The organism is Pseudomonas sp. SH10-3B, from assembly GCF_019891415.1.
GTDB lineage: Bacteria > Pseudomonadota > Gammaproteobacteria > Pseudomonadales > Pseudomonadaceae > Aquipseudomonas.
Genome location: NZ_JAFLXD010000011.1, coordinates 125,517 through 143,709 on the forward strand (window position 1 = coordinate 125,517; position 18,193 = coordinate 143,709).

General features: G+C 61.2%; 16 protein-coding genes and 1 pseudogene. 12 read left to right on the forward strand and 5 right to left on the reverse strand.

Going from position 1 to position 18,193, the window contains the following annotated elements:
* The first annotated feature begins 134 nt into the window (after nt 1-134).
* Nucleotides 135-1,937 carry an acyl-CoA dehydrogenase gene (locus tag J1G35_RS11490; protein ID WP_223015017.1) on the forward strand — a complete coding sequence of 601 codons (1,803 nt, stop codon included), beginning with the start codon at nt 135-137 and terminating at the stop codon, nt 1,935-1,937.
* On the opposite strand, the gene J1G35_RS11495 is transcribed toward J1G35_RS11490, so the two are convergent.
* Complete coding sequence (locus tag J1G35_RS11495; protein WP_053139227.1) at nt 1,934-2,224, reverse strand: cell division protein ZapA; 291 nt, start codon at nt 2,222-2,224, stop codon at nt 1,934-1,936. The two genes, J1G35_RS11490 and J1G35_RS11495, sit on opposite strands and share 4 nt — an antisense overlap.
* Nucleotides 2,221-2,451 (reverse strand): hypothetical protein, encoded by a 231-nt coding sequence (locus J1G35_RS11500; protein WP_053139224.1) that lies wholly within the window; start codon nt 2,449-2,451, stop codon nt 2,221-2,223. The genes J1G35_RS11495 and J1G35_RS11500 overlap by 4 nt, the downstream gene beginning before the upstream one ends.
* Before the next feature lie 275 nt (nt 2,452-2,726).
* On the opposite strand from J1G35_RS11500, the gene J1G35_RS11505 reads away from it, so the two are divergent.
* The 4 genes from J1G35_RS11505 to selO all read left to right on the forward strand — a co-directional run bounded on the left by J1G35_RS11505 (nt 2,727) and on the right by selO (nt 11,344).
* On the forward strand, nt 2,727-4,352 hold the full coding sequence (locus J1G35_RS11505; protein WP_223015018.1) for a methyl-accepting chemotaxis protein: 1,626 nt from the start codon (nt 2,727-2,729) through the stop codon (nt 4,350-4,352).
* A gap of 301 nt (nt 4,353-4,653) precedes the next feature.
* Nucleotides 4,654-6,396 (forward strand): potassium/proton antiporter, encoded by a 1,743-nt coding sequence (locus tag J1G35_RS11510; RefSeq protein WP_053139220.1) that lies wholly within the window; start codon nt 4,654-4,656, stop codon nt 6,394-6,396.
* 52 nt (nt 6,397-6,448) lie between these two features.
* Nucleotides 6,449-9,832 (forward strand): mechanosensitive channel MscK, encoded by a 3,384-nt coding sequence (gene mscK / locus J1G35_RS11515; protein ID WP_223015019.1) that lies wholly within the window; start codon nt 6,449-6,451, stop codon nt 9,830-9,832.
* Nucleotides 9,833-9,880: 48 nt separating this feature from the next.
* Nucleotides 9,881-11,344, forward strand: coding sequence for a protein adenylyltransferase SelO (gene selO, locus J1G35_RS11520; protein WP_223015020.1), 1,464 nt, complete (start codon nt 9,881-9,883; stop codon nt 11,342-11,344).
* A gap of 18 nt (nt 11,345-11,362) precedes the next feature.
* On the opposite strand, the gene J1G35_RS11525 is transcribed toward selO, so the two are convergent.
* Together J1G35_RS11525 and J1G35_RS11530 are read right to left on the reverse strand one after the other, a co-directional pair.
* The gene (locus tag J1G35_RS11525; RefSeq protein ID WP_223015021.1) at nt 11,363-11,764 is read right to left on the reverse strand and encodes a transcriptional regulator; all 402 of its coding nucleotides are present in this window, start codon (nt 11,762-11,764) and stop codon (nt 11,363-11,365) included.
* 6 nt (nt 11,765-11,770) lie between these two features.
* A pseudogene (locus tag J1G35_RS11530) lies at nt 11,771-12,058 on the reverse strand (type II toxin-antitoxin system HigB family toxin).
* A 235-nt stretch (nt 12,059-12,293) separates the two neighbouring features.
* Here J1G35_RS11530 and trxC point away from each other — a divergent pair.
* The gene (trxC, locus tag J1G35_RS11535; protein WP_065925687.1) at nt 12,294-12,728 is read left to right on the forward strand and encodes a thioredoxin TrxC; all 435 of its coding nucleotides are present in this window, start codon (nt 12,294-12,296) and stop codon (nt 12,726-12,728) included.
* Between the two features lie 58 nt (nt 12,729-12,786).
* Here the strand turns inward: trxC and J1G35_RS11540 are convergent, their stop codons facing one another.
* On the reverse strand, nt 12,787-13,557 hold the full coding sequence (locus tag J1G35_RS11540; protein ID WP_053139210.1) for a ParA family protein: 771 nt from the start codon (nt 13,555-13,557) through the stop codon (nt 12,787-12,789).
* Nucleotides 13,558-13,894: 337 nt separating this feature from the next.
* Here J1G35_RS11540 and J1G35_RS11545 point away from each other — a divergent pair, with 337 nt between their 5' ends.
* From J1G35_RS11545 to J1G35_RS11570, 6 genes are read left to right on the forward strand one after another with little or no spacing between them, the layout of a single operon-like run.
* A complete protein-coding gene (locus tag J1G35_RS11545; protein ID WP_053139208.1) occupies nt 13,895-14,614 on the forward strand; it encodes a beta-ketoacyl synthase chain length factor in 720 nt (239 codons plus the stop codon).
* The gene (locus J1G35_RS11550) at nt 14,590-15,402 is read left to right on the forward strand and encodes a lysophospholipid acyltransferase family protein (RefSeq protein WP_223015022.1); all 813 of its coding nucleotides are present in this window, start codon (nt 14,590-14,592) and stop codon (nt 15,400-15,402) included. Before J1G35_RS11545 ends, J1G35_RS11550 begins: the two co-directional genes overlap by 25 nt.
* Nucleotides 15,380-15,649, forward strand: coding sequence for a phosphopantetheine-binding protein (locus J1G35_RS11555; RefSeq protein WP_053139205.1), 270 nt, complete (start codon nt 15,380-15,382; stop codon nt 15,647-15,649). Before J1G35_RS11550 ends, J1G35_RS11555 begins: the two co-directional genes overlap by 23 nt.
* A 9-nt stretch (nt 15,650-15,658) precedes the next feature.
* On the forward strand, nt 15,659-15,913 hold the full coding sequence (locus tag J1G35_RS11560; protein ID WP_003209389.1) for an acyl carrier protein: 255 nt from the start codon (nt 15,659-15,661) through the stop codon (nt 15,911-15,913).
* Nucleotides 15,910-16,455 (forward strand): hypothetical protein, encoded by a 546-nt coding sequence (locus tag J1G35_RS11565; RefSeq protein WP_223015023.1) that lies wholly within the window; start codon nt 15,910-15,912, stop codon nt 16,453-16,455. The genes J1G35_RS11560 and J1G35_RS11565 overlap by 4 nt, the downstream gene beginning before the upstream one ends.
* Nucleotides 16,452-18,122: an acyl-CoA synthetase family protein gene (locus J1G35_RS11570; protein WP_223015024.1), complete on the forward strand. Its 1,671-nt coding sequence runs from the start codon at nt 16,452-16,454 to the stop codon at nt 18,120-18,122. Before J1G35_RS11565 ends, J1G35_RS11570 begins: the two co-directional genes overlap by 4 nt.
* Nucleotides 18,123-18,193 lie beyond the last annotated feature (71 nt).

The window sequence follows — 18,193 nt, forward strand, 5'->3', positions numbered from 1 at the left end:
TTGCCCCCTCCCACATTTGATCGCACTTCAAATGATCATCTGTGTTTTGCCACTCCATCACTTAGATCAATCTTGCTGTTCACCCTTAATTCGCGCACTTAGACTCAGGCCAATTCCTCCAAAGGTAAGCCGCCATGTCCGAGACGCTGCTCAGTTCCCGCAATCTGGCTTTCGAGCTGTACGAAGTCCTCGATGCCGAGGGCCTGACCCAGCGCGAGCGGTTTGCCGAGCACAATCGCGAAACGTTCGATGCCGCGATCAGCACGGCGCGCAGCATCGCCGAAAAGCACTTCGCCCCCCACAACCGTAAGAACGACGAAAACGAACCGCGCTACGAAAACGGCGCAGCCATCCTGATTCCGGAAGTCAAACCGGCGGTGGATGCGTTCCTTGAAGCCGGCTTCCTCAATGCGGCCCGCAGCTTCGAAGCCGGCGGCATGCAGTTGCCGACCCTGCTGTCCCAAGCCTGCTTCGCACACTTCCAATCCGCCAACGCGGCCTCGACGTCCTACCCGTTCCTGACCATGGGCGCCGCCAACCTGATCGAAAGCTTCGGCACAGAGGAGCAAAAACAACGCTTCCTGCAGCCCATGATCGAGGGCCGCTTCTTCGGCACCATGGCCCTGACCGAGCCCCATGCCGGCTCATCGCTGTCGGATATTCGTACGCGCGCGGAGCCAGCGACTGACGGCAGTTATCGACTCAAGGGCAACAAGATCTTCATCTCCGGCGGCGACCACCCGCTGTCGGAAAACATCGTGCACATGGTGCTGGCCAAACTGCCGGACGCGCCGGCCGGGGTGAAGGGCATTTCGCTGTTTATCGTGCCAAAATTCCTGGTCAACGGAGATGGCAGCCTGGGCGAACGTAACGATGTCCTGCTGGCCGGGCTATTTCACAAGATGGGCTGGCGTGGCACCACATCCACAGCACTGAATTTCGGCGATAACGGCAACTGCGTCGGCTATCTGGTGGGCAAGCCGCACCAGGGCCTGAGCTGCATGTTCCAGATGATGAACGAGGCGCGCATCGGGGTCGGCATGGGCGCGGTGATGCTCGGCTACGCCGGCTATCTGTATTCCCTGGAGTACGCCCGCGAACGCCCGCAAGGCCGCCTGCCCGACAGCAAAGACCCAAGCACCGCACCCGTTTCGATCATTCAGCACGCCGATATCAAGCGCATGCTGCTGACCCAGAAGGCCTATGTGGAAGGCGCCTTCGACCTGGGTCTGTACGCCGCGCGCCTGTTCGATGACACCACGACACTGGAAACCGAGACCGAGCGTAAACAGGCCCACGAACTGCTGGACCTGCTCACGCCCATCGTCAAATCCTGGCCGTCGGAGTTCTGCCTCAAGGCCAATGAACTGGCGATCCAGATCCTCGGCGGCCATGGCTATACCCGCGAATACCCGGTGGAACAGTACTACCGCGACAACCGCCTGAACCCGATCCACGAGGGCACCCATGGCATCCAGTCCCTGGACTTGCTGGGGCGCAAATTGGCGCAGAACGGCGGCGCGGGGCTGAAGCAACTGATCCGACTGATCGCCGATACGGGCTCGCGGGCGCAGGCATATCCAGGCCTGACGGCGTTAAGAGAGCCGCTGGAACACCTGGTCACCCGCCTGCAAAGCGTGACCCTCGGCCTGCTGACAGATCTCGCCCAGGGCAAGGTCAACAGCAGCCTGGCGAACTCGGCGCTGTACCTGAAGGTATTTGGGCATACGGTGATTGGCTGGCGCTGGCTGGAACAGGCGATTCGCGCCGAAGAAGGCTTGGCCAAGGGGAATGCGGCGGATGTCGCCTTCTATAAAGGCAAGCTCCAGGCCGCCCGGTATTTCCTGACCTGGGAAGTGCCGGGCTGCCATCATGAACTGGCGATTCTGGAGGCACGGGATGATACGTGCCTGGGGATGCAGGATGAGTGGTTCTAAGACTGGATCGCCTTGGAAATCACCTCGACCGTGGCGCTGACTTGCTCTTGGTAACGGTCGAGTTCCTGCTGATGGGCCTGCTGCATTTCGATGTGCTCGGCGCACAGGTTCAGCGCCGCCAGTACCAGTAATTTGTCACCGATCAGGGTCGGGTACTTTTTCTTGGTGGTGGCCAGGGAGGCCTTGAGCATCGTCACGGCGTGCATCAAGGTTTTATCTTCCCCGGCCGGCGCCTTGATCGAGTAATCCTCTCCGAGAATCGAAACGACCTTTATCCCTTCATTCATGCGCTGACGGGCCCTACGCTCACACGCTCAACCAACGCCTGGATACGTGCCGCCGTGGCACCGTGCTTTTCTTCCTGTTCCATCAGGCTCAGTTGCAGGCTGTCGTTCTCATCCTTGGCGGTGGCCAGTTCGGCCTTGAGGGATGCATTGGCGCCCAGCAGGTCTTGATTCTGCTGTACGAGGTCACTGACCAGTTGTTCCAACTGACTGAGAGATGCTTCTAACATTTTGATTTCTCGGGCTTTTTCAAAGGGCGGTGACGATAAAGAAAATTCACCTCGGATGCCAGGGTTATCCCCGGCGCGCAGCCCGTTTTTTAAGGGCCGGGCCACACTTTCGAGCCTTAGTGACTGCATTTCCCCCATCTGGTTCCTGAATCGGCGCAACCCCTCGTCAGATGCGGCAAAAACGCACAGGCCCTTCAGACTTTAACCGTGCGCCCGATAGAGAGGGGCACCCCGTCTCATGGCCGCAAGGATCGCGCTTCCCCCAGGATTCCCGCATGTCACTTCGTAATATGAATATTGCTCCGAGGGCCTTCCTCGGCTTCGCGTTTATTGGCGCGTTGATGTTGTTTCTCGGCGTATTCGCCCTGAACCAGATGAGCAAGATCCGTGGCGCTACCCAAGACATCACCCTGTCCAGCGTGCCGAGCATTCGCGCCCTGGACGATTTCACCCAACTGACCCTGCGCCTGCGGGTGCTGTCGTACCGCTTGCTGACCAACCGCGAGCCGGACGTGCAGCAAAAGACCCTGGAAGCCTTCGAACTGCGTAACCAGCAAATCCGTACCGCCCAGGGTGTCTACGAAAAACTGATTGAAAGCAGCGAAGAACGCAGCACCTATAACGAATACGTACGCTTGCTCGACCAGTACCACCAGATCGAAGAGCGCATGAAGAGCCTGTCACGCGCCAATCAGGTGGACCAGTTGCGCAGCCTGCTCAACAGCGAGTTGCTGAGCAATTCCGAGCAGGTCAACGCCGTGCTGACGCGCCTGCTGGACCTCAATAACAAGATGGCCCTGGCCACTAACCAGGAGGCCGAAGACCAATACAACTCGGCGTTCAACCTGGTCGTAGGCCTGTTGGTGATCGCTACACTGCTGACCCTGCTGTTCGCCTGGCTGCTGACCCGCAGCATCACCCTGCCGATTTCCCAAGCGCTCGAAGCGGCGGAAGAAGTCGCCGAAGGCAACCTCACGCGGCCGATCAAGGTCGACGGCAACGACGAAGCCGGGCGCCTGCTGGCGGCCATGGCCAAGATGCAGGACAAGCTGCGCGACACCCTGCAACACATCGCCGGCTCCGCCACTCAACTGGCCTCCGCGGCTGAAGAGCTGAACGCCGTCACCGACGAAAGCGCCCGCGGCCTGACCCGGCAAAACAACGAAATCGAACAAGCGGCCACGGCCGTTAACGAGATGACCAGCGCCGTCGAAGAAGTCGCACGCAATGCAGTGAGCACCTCCGAAGCTTCGCGCAACGCCACCACTTCTGCTGGCGACGGCCGCGACCTGGTGCAAGAGACTGTCAGCGCCATCGAACGCATGAGTGGCGACGTGCAGGCCACTGCCACGCTGATTGGCGAACTGGCCAATGAGTCACGCGATATCGGCAAAGTACTCGACGTGATTCGCGGCCTGGCCGACCAGACCAACCTGCTGGCCCTGAACGCGGCGATTGAAGCCGCGCGCGCCGGTGAAGCCGGGCGTGGATTTGCAGTGGTGGCCGATGAAGTGCGGGCACTGGCCCATCGTACCCAGCAGTCCACCAGCGAGATCGAGCGGATGATCGGCAGTATCCAGGCCGGCACCGAACACGCGGTGGACTCGATGCGCAACAGCACCGAACGCGCGGAGTCGACGTTGAATATCGCCAAAGGCGCAGGGATGTCGCTGGACACCATCAACACGGCGATTGTGGAGATCAACGAGCGCAACCTGGTGATCGCCAGCGCGGCGGAAGAACAGGCGCAGGTGGCACGGGAAGTGGACCGCAACTTGGTGAATATCCGTGACCTGTCGGTGCAGTCGGCCACCGGCGCCAGCCAGACCAGTGCGGCGAGCAATGAGCTGTCGCGCCTGGCGGTGGATTTGAATGGGATGGTTGGCCGCTTCCGCCTCTAGCCCTAATGCCGGTCAGTTAACGCTTTTTGTAGGAGCGAGCTTGCTCGCGAAAAACGCCCAGACAACGCATTCATTCTCGATAAGCGCGGTGGCCCTGAGTTCTTCGCGAGCAAGCTCGCTCCTACAGTGAATCACTTTCGCTTAACTGAACGGCATTAGGGCTTGCCCCTCCCACATTTAGTTATGCGTGAATCAGAAAAAGCTTTTTGACAGCACAGCAATTCAACAGGTTAGAATCCCTGGCACGCAGACTGCATGGTCAGTTTGCGCCTCGCCTTATTTTGCTCATGGAGTACTGCCTTTGAATGCGACGACCATCAACAGCCTGTTCTTGATCGGCGCGTTGCTGGTGAGTGCGAGCATTCTGGTGAGTTCTCTGTCCTCGCGCCTGGGCATCCCGATCCTGGTGATCATCCTCGCCGTGGGCATGATCGCCGGCGTCGACGGCGGCGGCATCATCTTCGATAACTACCCGACCGCCTACCTGGTGGGCAACCTCGCGCTGGCGGTGATCCTGCTCGACGGCGGTTTGCGCACACGGGTGGCGAGTTTCCGCGTGGCACTCTGGCCGGCGTTGTCGCTGGCCACGGTGGGGGTGTTGATTACCACCGGCCTCACGGGCATGGCGGCGGCCTGGCTGTTCAACCTGAATATTATTCAAGGCTTGCTGATCGGCGCGATTGTCGGCTCCACCGACGCCGCAGCGGTGTTCTCGCTGCTGGGCGGCAAGGGCCTGAACGAACGGGTTACCGCCAGCCTTGAGATCGAATCCGGCAGCAACGACCCGATGGCGGTGTTCCTCACCGTCACCCTGATCGACATGCTCGCCAGCGGCCAGACCGGCCTGCACTGGAGCCTGCTGACCCATCTGGTGCGCGAGTTCGGCATCGGTGGCCTCGTCGGCCTTGGCGGCGGCTGGCTGATGCTGCAAATGGTCAACCGCATCAATCTGGCCACCGGCCTGTACCCGATCCTGGTGATCGCCGGCGGCCTGTTCGTGTTCGCCGTGACCAACGCCCTGCACGGCAGCGGCTTCCTCGCCGTGTACCTGTGCGGCCTGGTGATCGGCAACCGCCCGGTGCGTAGCCGTCATGGCATTTTGCATATGCTCGACGGCATGGCCTGGCTGGCACAGATCGGCATGTTTTTGGTACTGGGCCTGCTGGTCACGCCCCATGACTTGCTGCCGATTGCCCTGCCGGCCCTGGGCCTGGCGCTGTGGATGATCCTGTTCGCGCGGCCGCTGTCGGTGATAGTCGGCTTGCTGCCGTTCAAAGCGTTCCACGGTCGCGAAAAGGCCTTTATCGCCTGGGTCGGCCTGCGCGGCGCGGTACCGATCATCCTGGCGGTGTTCCCGCTGATGGCCGGCCTGCCCCATGCGCAGCTGTACTTCAACCTGGCGTTCTTTATCGTGCTGGTGTCGCTGCTGGTACAGGGCACAAGCCTGCCGTGGGTGGCCAAGCTGCTCAAAGTGACCGTCCCGCCGGACCCGGCGCCGATCTCCCGCGCCGCCCTGGAAGTGCACGTCACCAGCGAGTGGGAGCTGTTCGTCTATCGCCTCGGCGCAGAAAAATGGTGCATCGGCGCGGCCCTGCGCGAGCTGAAAATGCCCGAAGGCACGCGCATCGCCGCCCTGTTCCGTGGCCAGCAACTGCTCCATCCGTCGGGTAGTACGGTGCTGGAAGTCGGCGATCTGCTCTGCGTGATCGGCCACGAACACAACCTGCCGGCCCTGGGCAAACTGTTCAGCCAGGCCCCGCAACGCGGCCTGGATTTGCGCTTCTTCGGCGACTTCGTACTCGAAGGCGACGCCCAACTGGGCGCGGTTTCGGCGCTGTATGGCCTCAAGCTCGAAGGGATCGACCCGGATATGCCGCTGAGCCGCTTCATCACCCAGAAAGTCGGCGGCGCGCCGGTGGTGGGCGACCAGGTGGAGTGGAACAACACCATCTGGACCGTCGCGGTCATGGACGGGAACAAGATCGGCAAAGTGGGCGTCAGATTCCCCGAAGGAAGTCGCCCGGGCCCCGGACTCTTCCTCTAAACTGCGGAGCGATAACACGCTCCCGATTCTTCACCTTGCTCGATCGGTCTCTATGCCTACCCTGCGCACTTTTCTCGCCACTGCCCTGCTGGGCCTGACCCTTTGTGTCGGCAGCGTACATGCTGCCGAACCGCCCAGCGCCGACGCCATCCAGCAAACCCTGGACAAGCTGCCGGATCGCAAACTGCCCGACGCCGACATGAAGGCGCTGCAGTCGGTCCTGCAGCAGACCCTGACCTACCTGGGCAACAAGCAGGATTACGAGCAGCGCCTGGTCGATCTCAAGCGCCAGCTCGAAGACGCCCCGCGCCAGACCACGGACAATCAGCGCGAGCTGACCCGGCTCAAGGCCACCAAGGTCGTCCCGGTCGCCCAACGCTACGCCTCGCTGCCGGTACCGCAGCTTGAACAATTGCTGGTGCAGCGCACCACCCAGCAAGGCGACCTGCAAAAGGAACTGGCCGACGCCAACAGCCTGACCATCGCGGCCCAGACTCGCCCCGAGCGCGCCCAGACCGAAATCAGCAGCAGCCAGACGCGCATCCAGCAGATCAATGCCACCCTCAAGGCCGGCAAGGACAATGGCAAGGCCCTCAGCGGCGACCAGCGCAACCAACTGAATGCAGAACTCGCGGCGCTCAATGCGCTGATCCCCCTGCGCCGCCAGGAACTGGCTGGCAACAGCCAACTGCAAGACCTGGGCAACAGCCAACACGACCTGGTGGTGGAAAAGACCGCGCGCCTGGAGCAAGAGATCCAGGACCTGCAAACCCTGATCAACCAGAAGCGCCTGGCCCAGTCCCAGCAGACCGTTACCCAGCAGTCCATCGAAGCGCAAAAGGCCGGCGGCAGCAGCCTGCTGGCCACGGAAAGCGCGGCCAACCTGAAGCTCTCCGACTACCTGCTCAAGAGCACCGACCGCCTCAACGACCTGACCCAAAAGAACCTGCAGACCAAGCAGCAACTGGACACCGTGACCCAGAGCGATTCGGCCCTGGACGAGCAGATCAACGTGCTCAAGGGCAGCCTGCTGCTGTCGAAGATTCTGTATAAGCAGAAACAAGCCCTGCCGCGTCTGACCGTGGACCGCGACCTGGCGGACGACATCGCCAACATTCGCCTGTACCAGTTTGAGGTCAACCAACAGCGCGAGCTGATCAGCTCTCCCAGCACTTATGTGGACAACCTGCTGGCCAACCAGCCGCCAGCCGACGTCACCCCGCAACTGCGCCGCACCCTGCTGGAACTGGCGATTACCCGCAGCGACCTGCTGGAGCGCCTGAGCCGTGAGTTGAGCGCGCTGCTCAACGAATCCATCACCCTGCAACTGAACCAGAAACAACTGCTCAGCACCGCTACCACCCTGCGCGCGACGCTCGATGAGCAGATGTTCTGGATCCCCAGTAACAAGCCGCTGGACACTGAGTGGCTGGAAACCGTGCCGGCGCACCTGAGCAAGCAAGTCACCACCCTGCCCTGGGCCTCCAGCGTCAGCGAGTTGTACGACGGCCTGACCCAGCGCCCGTTGCTGTTTCTGCCATTGCTGCTGTTGATCGGCGCGCTGCTGTGGCGACGCAAAGCCCTGTACCAACGCCTGAACAAGGTCCACCTGGACATCGGCCACTTCAAGCGCGACAGCCAGTGGCACACGCCGCAAGCCATCTTGATCAATATCCTGCTGGCCATGCCGGTGTCGTTGGGACTGGCGTTGTGCGGCTACGCGCTGCAGATCGACGCGCGCGGGCAAAACGCCAACCTGGGTTCCGCCCTGCTGCAACTGGCCCAGGCCTGGCTGGTGTTCTACACCGCCTACCGAATTCTTGCGCCGGGTGGCGTGGCCGAGCTGCACTTCCGCTGGGAAAAACCCCAGGTCGAATTCCTCCAGGGCTGGGTGCGCAAGCTCGGGCTGGTGGTATTGGCCCTGGTGGCCGTGGTGGCGATTGCCGAGCATCAACCGGCAGCGCTGGCCGACGACGTGCTGGGCATCGGCGTCGTGCTGACCTGCTACGCCCTGATGGCCTGGCTGCTGGGCCGCCTGCTGCTGCACAGCCCGACCCACGAAAAAGCCTCGCTGTTCCGCAAAGCCGTGGGCCTGGTGTTCACCGCGCTGCCGATCGCCCTGTTCATTGCCGTGTGCTTTGGCTACTACTACACCGCCCTCAAGCTCAGCGACCGGCTGATCAACACCCTGTACCTGCTGATGTTCTGGCTGGTGATCGAAGCGACCTTCGTCCGCGGCCTCGGCGTTGCCGCACGGCGCCTGGCCTATTCCCGCGCCTTGGCCAAACGCCAGGCGGCCAAGGAAGCCGGCGAAGGCGAAGTCGTGATCGAAGAGCCGACCCTGGACATCGAACAGGTCAACGAACAGTCCATGCGCCTGATTCGCCTGGCCCTGCTCGGCGGCTTTATCGCCGCGCTGTACTGGGTGTGGTCGGACCTGATCTCGGTGTTTTCGTACCTGGATAACGTCACCCTGTACGAATACACCAGCGGCACCGGTGCCAATATCAGCATGGTGCCGATCAGCATCGGCGACTTGCTCGGCGCGCTGATCATCATCGGTATCACCTTCGCACTGGCGCGTAACCTGCCAGGTTTGCTGGAAGTACTCGTACTGTCCAAGCTCGACCTGGCCCAGGGCAGCGCCTATGCCACCACCACATTGCTGTCTTACGTGATCGCTGGCGTGGGCTTCGTGTCCACGCTGTCCACCCTCGGTGTGAGCTGGGACAAGTTGCAATGGCTGGTCGCCGCGCTGTCGGTGGGCTTGGGCTTCGGCATGCAGGAGATCTTCGCGAACTTCATCTCCGGCATCATGATCCTGTTCGAGCGCCCGGTGCGCATCGGCGACACCATCACCATCGGTAACCTGTCGGGCACGGTGAGCAAGATCCGCATCCGCGCCACCACCATTACCGACTTCGACCGCAAGGACATCATTGTCCCGAACAAGACGTTTATTACCGGGCAACTGATCAACTGGTCGCTGACCGACACCATTACCCGCGTCACCCTCAAGCTGGGCGTGGACTACGGCTCCGACCTGGACCTGGTGAAGGAATTGTTACTCAAGGCCGCGCGCGAAAACCCAAGGGTGTTGAAGGAGCCGGAACCCCACGTGTACTTCCTCAACTTCGGCGAAAGCACCCTCGACCACGAACTGCGCATGCATGTGCGTGACCTGGGCGACCGCAACCCGGTAATCGACGAAGTGAACCGCTTTATCAACCGCGAGTTCAAGAACCACCACATCAACATCTCGTTCCGACAGATGGAGGTGTACCTCAAAAACCTCCACGGCCAGGAATACAAGCTGGTGCCGGTGGAAGACGAGAAGCGCACCATCGTCGGGCCGGCCGAGGCGCAAGATGTGCCGGAGCCGCCAGCCGGCAAAGTGGCGGATGCACCCGAGCCACCGCCGAGCAAACTCGACTAAATGCCCTATCCCCAGCAGAATGCTCGGACATTCTGCTGGAGATGGCCGGTGAAAGCCCTCGACGAACTGACCTTCGACAACCGCTTCGCACGCCTGGGCGACGCGTTCTCGACCCACGTATTGCCTGACCCCCTCGACGAACCACGCCTTGTCGTGGCGAGCAATGCCGCCATGGCCCTGCTCGACCTCGACCCGGCAGTGGCCGACACGCCGGTATTCGCCGAGCTGTTCAGCGGCCACAAACTGTGGGCCGAGGCCGAACCACGAGCGATGGTCTATTCCGGGCATCAGTTTGGCGGCTACAGCCCACAACTGGGCGATGGCCGAGGGTTGCTGCTGGGCGAGGTGTACAACGCGGCCGGCGAACATTGGGACCTGCACCTGAAAGGCGCGGGGATGACGCCCTACTCACGCATGGGCGATGGCCGCGCGGTGTTGCGCTCATCGATCCGCGAGTTTCTGGCCTCCGAAGCGCTGCATGCATTGGGCATCCCCAGCAGCCGTGCGCTGTGCGTGATCGGCTCCAGCACCCCGGTCTGGCGTGAGAAGCAGGAACGTGGGGCGATGGTGCTGCGCCTGGCGCCCAGCCATGTCCGTTTTGGTCATTTCGAATATTTCTACTACACCAAGAAGCCCGAACAGCAGGCCGAGTTGGCCGAACACGTGCTGAACCTGCACTACCCTGAGTGCCGTGAACAGCCCGAGCCGTACCTGGCGATGTTCCGCGAAATCGTCGAACGCAATGCCGAGATGATCGCCAAATGGCAGGCCTATGGTTTCTGCCACGGGGTGATGAACACCGACAACATGTCGATCCTCGGCATCACCTTCGACTTCGGGCCGTTTGCGTTTCTCGACGACTTTGATGCGCACTTCATCTGCAACCACTCGGACCATGAGGGGCGTTACTCCTTCAGCAACCAGGTGCCGATCGGGCAATGGAACCTCAGCGCATTGGCCCAGGCGCTCACGCCGTTTATCAGCGTCGATGCCTTGAAGGAAGCCCTTGGCCTGTACCTGCCGCTTTACCAGGCGCACTACCTGGATTTGATGCGTCGCCGTTTGGGGCTGACCACTGCCGAAGACGACGACCAGAAGCTGGTGGAGCGCTTGCTGAAGCTGATGCAGAACAGCGGCGTGGATTACACGCTGTTCTTCCGGCGCCTTGGGGATGAATCGGCGGCGCTGGCGGTGGCGAAGCTACGCGATGATTTTGTCGACCTCGCCGGGTTTGATGCCTGGGCAGAACTGTACAAGGCTCGTGTTGAGCGGGATGGGGATTACAGCGAGGAACAGCGCCGTGAACGGATGCACGCAGTGAACCCGCTGTACATCCTGCGTAACTACCTCGCACAGAACGCTATCGCTGCCGCCGAATCAGGCGATTACAGCGAAGTGCGGCGGTTGCATGAGGTGCTTTCCAAACCGTTCGAGGAGCAGGCGGGGATGGAGCAATATGCCCAACGACCGCCGGATTGGGGCAAGCACTTGGAGATCAGTTGTTCGTCGTGATACACGCCATGCTCGCGATTAGATGAACAGGTCGACCGGCACCTTGAAAAAATCCGCCAGCCAACGAATCTGTCGCACGTTCAGCTGGCGTTTTCCACTGAGGATTTCCGATACCACCGATTGAGCACCAACACCCGGCAAATCACTCTGAGTCAGGCCATGCTCCTGCATCATTGATCGCAATACGTCGACACCGCTCGTTTCAGGCATTGGCCAATGCTCCAGGTCATAAGCCTCGACCCAGTCACCGATGATATCGACCACGCCCATCAACGGATGGGCTTCGTCGTCCCCTACGATATCCAGTAATTCGTCGAGCGCCTCCACCAGCACATCGTAGTCAGCCTCGGTTTTGGGCTTGCGCAGCAGCGGTGATACGAATTGCCAATGCTCGGCCACCTGCTCAATCAGCACACTCATTTTCAGTCACTCCTTCCATTTACCCTTGTCGTATTCCCGATGGTCCAGCACATGTCGAATATAGAGCCGCTGCATTCGGTAGCGCACAATCGCAATGAGTCATAGCTTGTTACCACCGATGTTGAAGACGTGTAACGCCCCCACTTTATCCACGGTAGGAAAAATCGATTTCAACGCCGCGAAGTCCTCAAGATTGAGAACTTTGACTTTCCGATACCACTCACCCAAAGCGCTGGCTGAATGAGGCCACTTCAACTTGGCATTTCGGATTTGTTTCGCACTGATTACACGCATGCAACATCCCTATCGCATATTGCTATGAAGGTTAAACCCGAACGCCGACTATCGCAATTTGCTATGGCGTCGAACGGACCGATGGTGCTATTTCGAACAAGTACTTCCAGCCTAGATAGGCATGCGCCAATCGACATTTGCGAATCTGTTAGCCCATGCGTCGTCGCCCCCGAGCTTGATAAAGCTGATACCTGACTCCAGATAGGGTGCATTGGCCACATCCACGGAGCCCACCATGTCCGACCCTCTCGTTATCCCCTGCCCCCATTGCAACGGCCTCAACCGCATCCCCGGCGAACGCTTGGGTGATACGCCCAAGTGCGGGCGCTGCAAACAACCGGTTCTACTGAGCAAGCCTTTCGAGCTGAAACAAGGCGACTACGCCAGCCAGATCAAGGGCGATTTGCCGTTATTGGTCGACGTGTGGGCCGATTGGTGTGGGCCGTGCAAGTCGTTTGCGCCGGTGTTTGAACAGGCGGCCGGGCAGTTGGAGGGCAAGTGCAGGCTGGCCAAGCTGGACAGCGAGGCCAATCAGCAGCTGTCGGCGCAACTGGGGATTCGTTCGATCCCCAGTTTGATTCTGTTCAAGAACGGCCGCGAAGTGGCGCGCCAGAGCGGGGCGTTTCCGTTGCCGCAGTTGATGAGCTGGTTGCGTAGCCAGGGGGTGTAACCGGACTTTGAGGACAATGCAATTCAAATGTGGGAGGGGGCAAGCCCGCTCCCACAGGTCAGGCATTTTCCAGCAGGTTATGCAGCTCCACAAATTGCAGAGTGAGCTTGTGCCGTGGGTCCAGGTGGATCAGCGGCTTGTTTTCCTGGTGCGATTCGCGCATGCGCACCGAGCTGGCCAGGTACACCGGCAGCACCGGCAAGCCTTCGGCAATCAACTCATCGAGCATCTGCTGCGGCAGGCTCGCCCGCGCCTGGAACTGGTTGACCACGATGCCTTCCACTTCCAGGCCTTCGTTGTGGTCTTCCTTCAATTCTTCGATTTCAGCCAGTAGCCCGTACAGAGCCTGGCGCGAGAAGCTGTCGCAATCGAAGGGGATCAGCACACGATCAGCGGCAATCAGCGCCGAAACCGCATAAAAGTTCAGGGCTGGCGGGGTATCCAGGTAGATCCGGTCGTAATCTTCGCTCAACTCATCGAGTAGCTTTCGCAGCTTATTGATCTTGTGCTTGGCCTCCAGCTTGGGTTGCAGATCGGCCAACTCGGCGGTTGCGGTGATGACGTGCAGGTTGTCGAAGGGTGTTTCGTAGATATCGACTTTGTTTTTCTTCGAAAACGGCCCGGAAGACAGGGTTTGCTTGAAAAAGTCCGCGATCCCCATGGGGATATCGTCGCCAGTCAGCCCGGTAAGGTATTGGGTTGAGTTGGCCTGTGCATCGAGGTCCACCAACAGGGTTCGATAGCCTTCACTGGCGCTGACCGCCGCCAGGTTGCAGGCAATGCTGGATTTACCAACACCGCCTTTTTGATTGAACACCACGCGCCGCATGGAAAAACCTCCGTGTATCAATGAATGTCCGAGTGTAGAGGGCAAAAGCGCCTGTTAGCTACCTCGTTCATCGATGCATTGCTGCATTACAGCCGGTCTGTCACACGTCACTCACAAGTGAAAAGGAAGTGTCCGACGATCCAACTGACTCCCCGATGAAGGACAATCTGTAATTCTTCCCAACTTATTTGTAATACGCCGTGCACAATTCTTTACCAAAGTTTGCTAGAACCCCACGGCACCGGGATAATGCGCGCCATTCGGCGATTGCTCCCTGTCCCGGTATTCGGGGCCAAAAGCCGCACATGGAAGCCCGCAGGGGCGGGATAACTTCTCAGTGATCAACTTCAACATCGCCCAATGGCGTGCCTGGGCTCCTGGCCTGGAAAGCACGGACGACTGGCACGCCTGGTGCCAGGCCCCGGTGTTGCTGCCCGCCAGCGATGCTTCCCCCGACGTGTCGTTCCTGCCGGCCATGCAGCGCCGCCGCCTCAGTCGCCTGGCACGCATGGCATTCAGCGTGGGCTGGCCGTTGGCCGAGGGCCTGCAAGACCTGCCGCTGGTGTTTATTTCCCGGCATGGCGAAACCCCGCGCACCCTGGACATCCTCAGCGACCTGGCCAACGACCAGCCGCTGTCACCGACCCAATTCAGCCTGTCGGTGCATAACGCGGTGATTGGCCTGTGGTCGATCCTGCGCAATGAAACCAGCGAAATGACCGCCCTCGCCGCCGTCGGCGATGGCCTGGAACACGGCATGCTTGAAGCCGCTGCGCTGCTCAACGAAGGCGCTGCGGCGGTATTGCTGGTGATCACCGAAGAACAGCCGCCCGAAGCCTACGCCAGTTGGATCGTTGACGTGCCCTTCCCCTACGCCCTCGGCCTGCTGCTGACACCAGGCGACGAGTGGCAACTGGAACTCAGCGCCGGCACTGTCCAACCCACTCAAACCCAGTGGCCCCACGCCCTGAACCTGCTGCGCACCCTGCTTACCGAACAGGGCGCCTGCCAACATGCCTGGAAGAACCGTGTATGGAACTGGCAACGCAAGTCGTGAACGATAAGCCACGGGATGCCTACTACTGGCGCCTGTTCGCCACAGCTGCCAGCTTTTTCCTGTTTGGCGTCGGCGGGTTGTGCCTGCGCCTGCTGGTGTTTCCCTTGCTCAGTTGCCTGCCGGGCAACGTCGAAAAACACCAGCGCCGCGCCCGCCATACCATCAGCAAGCTGTTCTGGTTCTTTATCCGCCTGATGCAACGCGCCGGGGTGCTGACCTACAGCGTCGAGGGCGCCGAAAGGCTCGGCCAGCCGGGCCAGATGATCATCGCCAACCACCCGTCGCTGATCGACGTGGTCTTCCTGATCGGCCTGATGCGCCAGACCAATTGCGTGATCAAGCAGAGCCTGTTTCAAAACCCGTTCACCCGTGGCCCGGTGCGCGACGCGGGCTATATAAGCAACGACGGCAGCGCAGACATGCTCGACGCCGCCGCCGACGCCCTGCGCAACGGCCAGACACTGATCATCTTTCCCGAAGGCACCCGTACCACCCCCGGCGTGGCGCCCGCCTTTCATCGCGGGGCCGCCGCCATTGCGCTGCGCGGTGCGACAATCATCACCCCGGTGGTGATCAAGGTCAGCCCCACCACCCTGACCAAGGCCGAACCCTGGTATCGCATCCCCAAATGCCGTTTTCACTTCAGTTTGCGCGTGGGTGCCGATATAGAACCACAGGCGTTCGCAACACTGGGGCCCGCGCCCCAGGCCTCACGCAAGCTCAACGATTACCTGCACCACTATTTCATTAAGGAGCTCGCCGAAGATGAGCGACCAACAACGCCTTGAGCACGACATAAAGATGCTGATCATCGAGGCCCTGGGCCTGGAAGACATCAGCGCCGACGACATCGGTAGCGACCAAACCCTGTTCGGCGAAGGCCTGGGCCTGGATTCGGTAGACGCCCTGGAATTGGGCCTGGCGATCCAGAAAACGTACGGCATCAAGATCGATGCCGACGCCAAGGACACCCGTAATCACTTCACCAACGTGGCCAGCCTTGCGGCGTTCGTCACGGCCAGACAGGCAGCTTGAGACCGGACCATGCAAACTCGTGACGATATTTTCAACACCCTGCGCGATGCCTTGGTGGAACTGTTTGAGCTGGAACCTGAACGCGTCACCCTCGACGCCAACCTGTACCAGGACCTCGAAATCGACAGCATCGATGCTGTGGACCTGATCGACCATATCAAGCGCCAGACCGGCAAGAAGATCGCCGCCGAAGAGTTCAAGGCCGTGCGCACCGTCAACGACGTGGTTGAGGCGGTGTACCGTCTGGTCCAGCCGGCCGCATGAGCCGGCTGATCGGCCTTGGCCTGTTGTTGGCGGGGCTGCTGTACCCCTTTGCGGTGTATTACGGCACAGAGCACTTTGCACCGTGGCAGTTCGGGTTGCTGCTGGGCAGCCTGTGGCTGCTGCGCGCGTTTACCGGTGCCCGCCGCCCCGGCAGTCGCTGGATGGCGTGGGCGGTGATCGTGTTTTGCCTGGCCCTGGCCTGGTTCGATAACCCGCACCTGTTGCGCTGGTACCCGAGCCTGGTCAGTGCGTTCATGTTGGCGCTGTTCGGCCTGAGCCTGAAATACGGCCCGCCGATGGTCGAGCGCCTTGCACGCATGACCGACCCGGTACTGCCGCCAAACGCGATTGTGTATACGCGCCAGGTTACCGTGGTGTGGTGCGTGTTTTTTCTGTGTAATGGCCTGCTCGCCGCCGCCCTCACCCTATGGGCGCCGCTGAGCTGGTGGACGTTGTACAACGGCTTGATCGCCTACGGGCTGATGGGGCTGTTGTTTGCCGTGGAATGGCTGGTACGACAAAGGGTTCGAGGCCGCGTATGAATGGGTTGAATCTTGAGCACCTGTTGCTCGAGCCGCTGGAACAGCGTTTGGTGACCACCGAACCTGCGATGAATCATGCCCAGCTGTGGGAGCAGTCCCTGCGCCTTGCGGCCGGGCTGCAAGCCCGAGGTATTCAACGCCTGGCCGTGCACCTTGAAGATGCCGGGGTGTTGGCGATTGCCCTGCTGGGCGCCTGGCGCGCGGGGGTCAGCGTACTGCTGCCCGCCGACCTGCAACCCCAGACCCGCCAGCGCTGGGACGAGGTTGTCGACGCCTGGCTGACTGAAGCGGCAGACCTGGACGCGTTGTATCAAGCGCCCTTGAGCCCTGCGGCCCTCGACCTGGACACCTGCCAACTGAGCCTGTGCACCTCCGGCTCCAGCGGCGAACCCAAGCGCATCGACAAGACCCTGCGCCAACTGGCCAATGAGGTCCAGGCCCTGGAAGCCCTGTGGGGGGCAGACCTTAAAGACGCCTGCATCATCGGCAGCGTCGCCACCCAGCACATCTACGGTTTGCTGTTCCGCGTGCTGTGGCCGCTGTGCGCCGGTCGCACCTTTGTGCGCCGCCAGCTGGCGTTTCCGGAAGACATGCAACGCGCCAGCCGCGAACACCCGCAATTCGCCTGGGTCGCCAGCCCGGCACTGCTCAAGCGCATGGGCGACAACCTCGATTGGCCGGCGCTGAGCCAGGTATCGCGGGTGTTCTCGTCGGGCGGTGCCTTGCCCATCGAGGCGGCCAGCAGTCTTTACGAGCGCTTGCAGCAATGGCCGACAGAGATTCTCGGCAGCTCGGAAACCGGCGGTATCGCCTGGCGCCAGGGCGCGCAACCCTGGCAGCCGTTCGCCGATATACACCTGAGCCAGGACGCCGACGGTGCACTGCGCATCGCCTCGCCTTACTTGCCCGTCGGGCATATAGAACAAACCGCTGACGCGGCGCGCATCCATGCCGATGGTCGCTTCGAGCTGCTCGGGCGCCTGGACCGTATCGTCAAGCTGGAAGAAAAACGCATCTCTCTGCCCATGTTGGAGCAAGCGCTGATGATCCACCCATGGGTCGCCGAAACGCGCCTGGGCGTGGTGCAGGAAAACCGCGCCTCACTCGGCGCGCTGGTGGTGCTCAGTGCCGACGGCCTGCATGCCCTGCGCAACCAGGGCCGACGTACCGTCACCCAGACCTTGCGCCACCATTTGAGCCAGCATTGCGAAGCCCTGGCGCTGCCGCGCCGCTGGCGTCTACTGCACCAACTGCCGCTGAATGCCCAAGGCAAACTGCCCCAGGCCGATGTGGCCGCGTTGCTGCTGGCGCCCCGGCCCAAGGCGCCGCACGTGCTGGAGCAAGTCGAAGTCGATGGCGAATGGACCTTGCAACTGAGCGTCCCGCCGGACCTGGCCTACTTCAGCGGCCACTTCCCGGTCACGCCTGTACTGCCCGGCGTGGTCCAAGTGGAATGGGCGTTCAACCTCGGCCAACAACTGCTCGACCTGCCCGCGACCTTTGCCGGCATGGAAGTGCTCAAGTTCCAGCAACTGGTACGCCCTGGCGACCGTATCGAACTGCACCTGCGCTTCGACCAGGAACGCGGCAAGCTGTATTTCGCCTACCGCAACGGCGTCGCCGCCTGCTCCAGCGGCCGGATCCAATTGGAAGCCGCCCATGCATAACCATCTGTGGGGAGCGGGCTTGGTATGCCTAGCGGGCATCCTGTGGCGAGCGGGCTTGCCCCGCGTTGGGC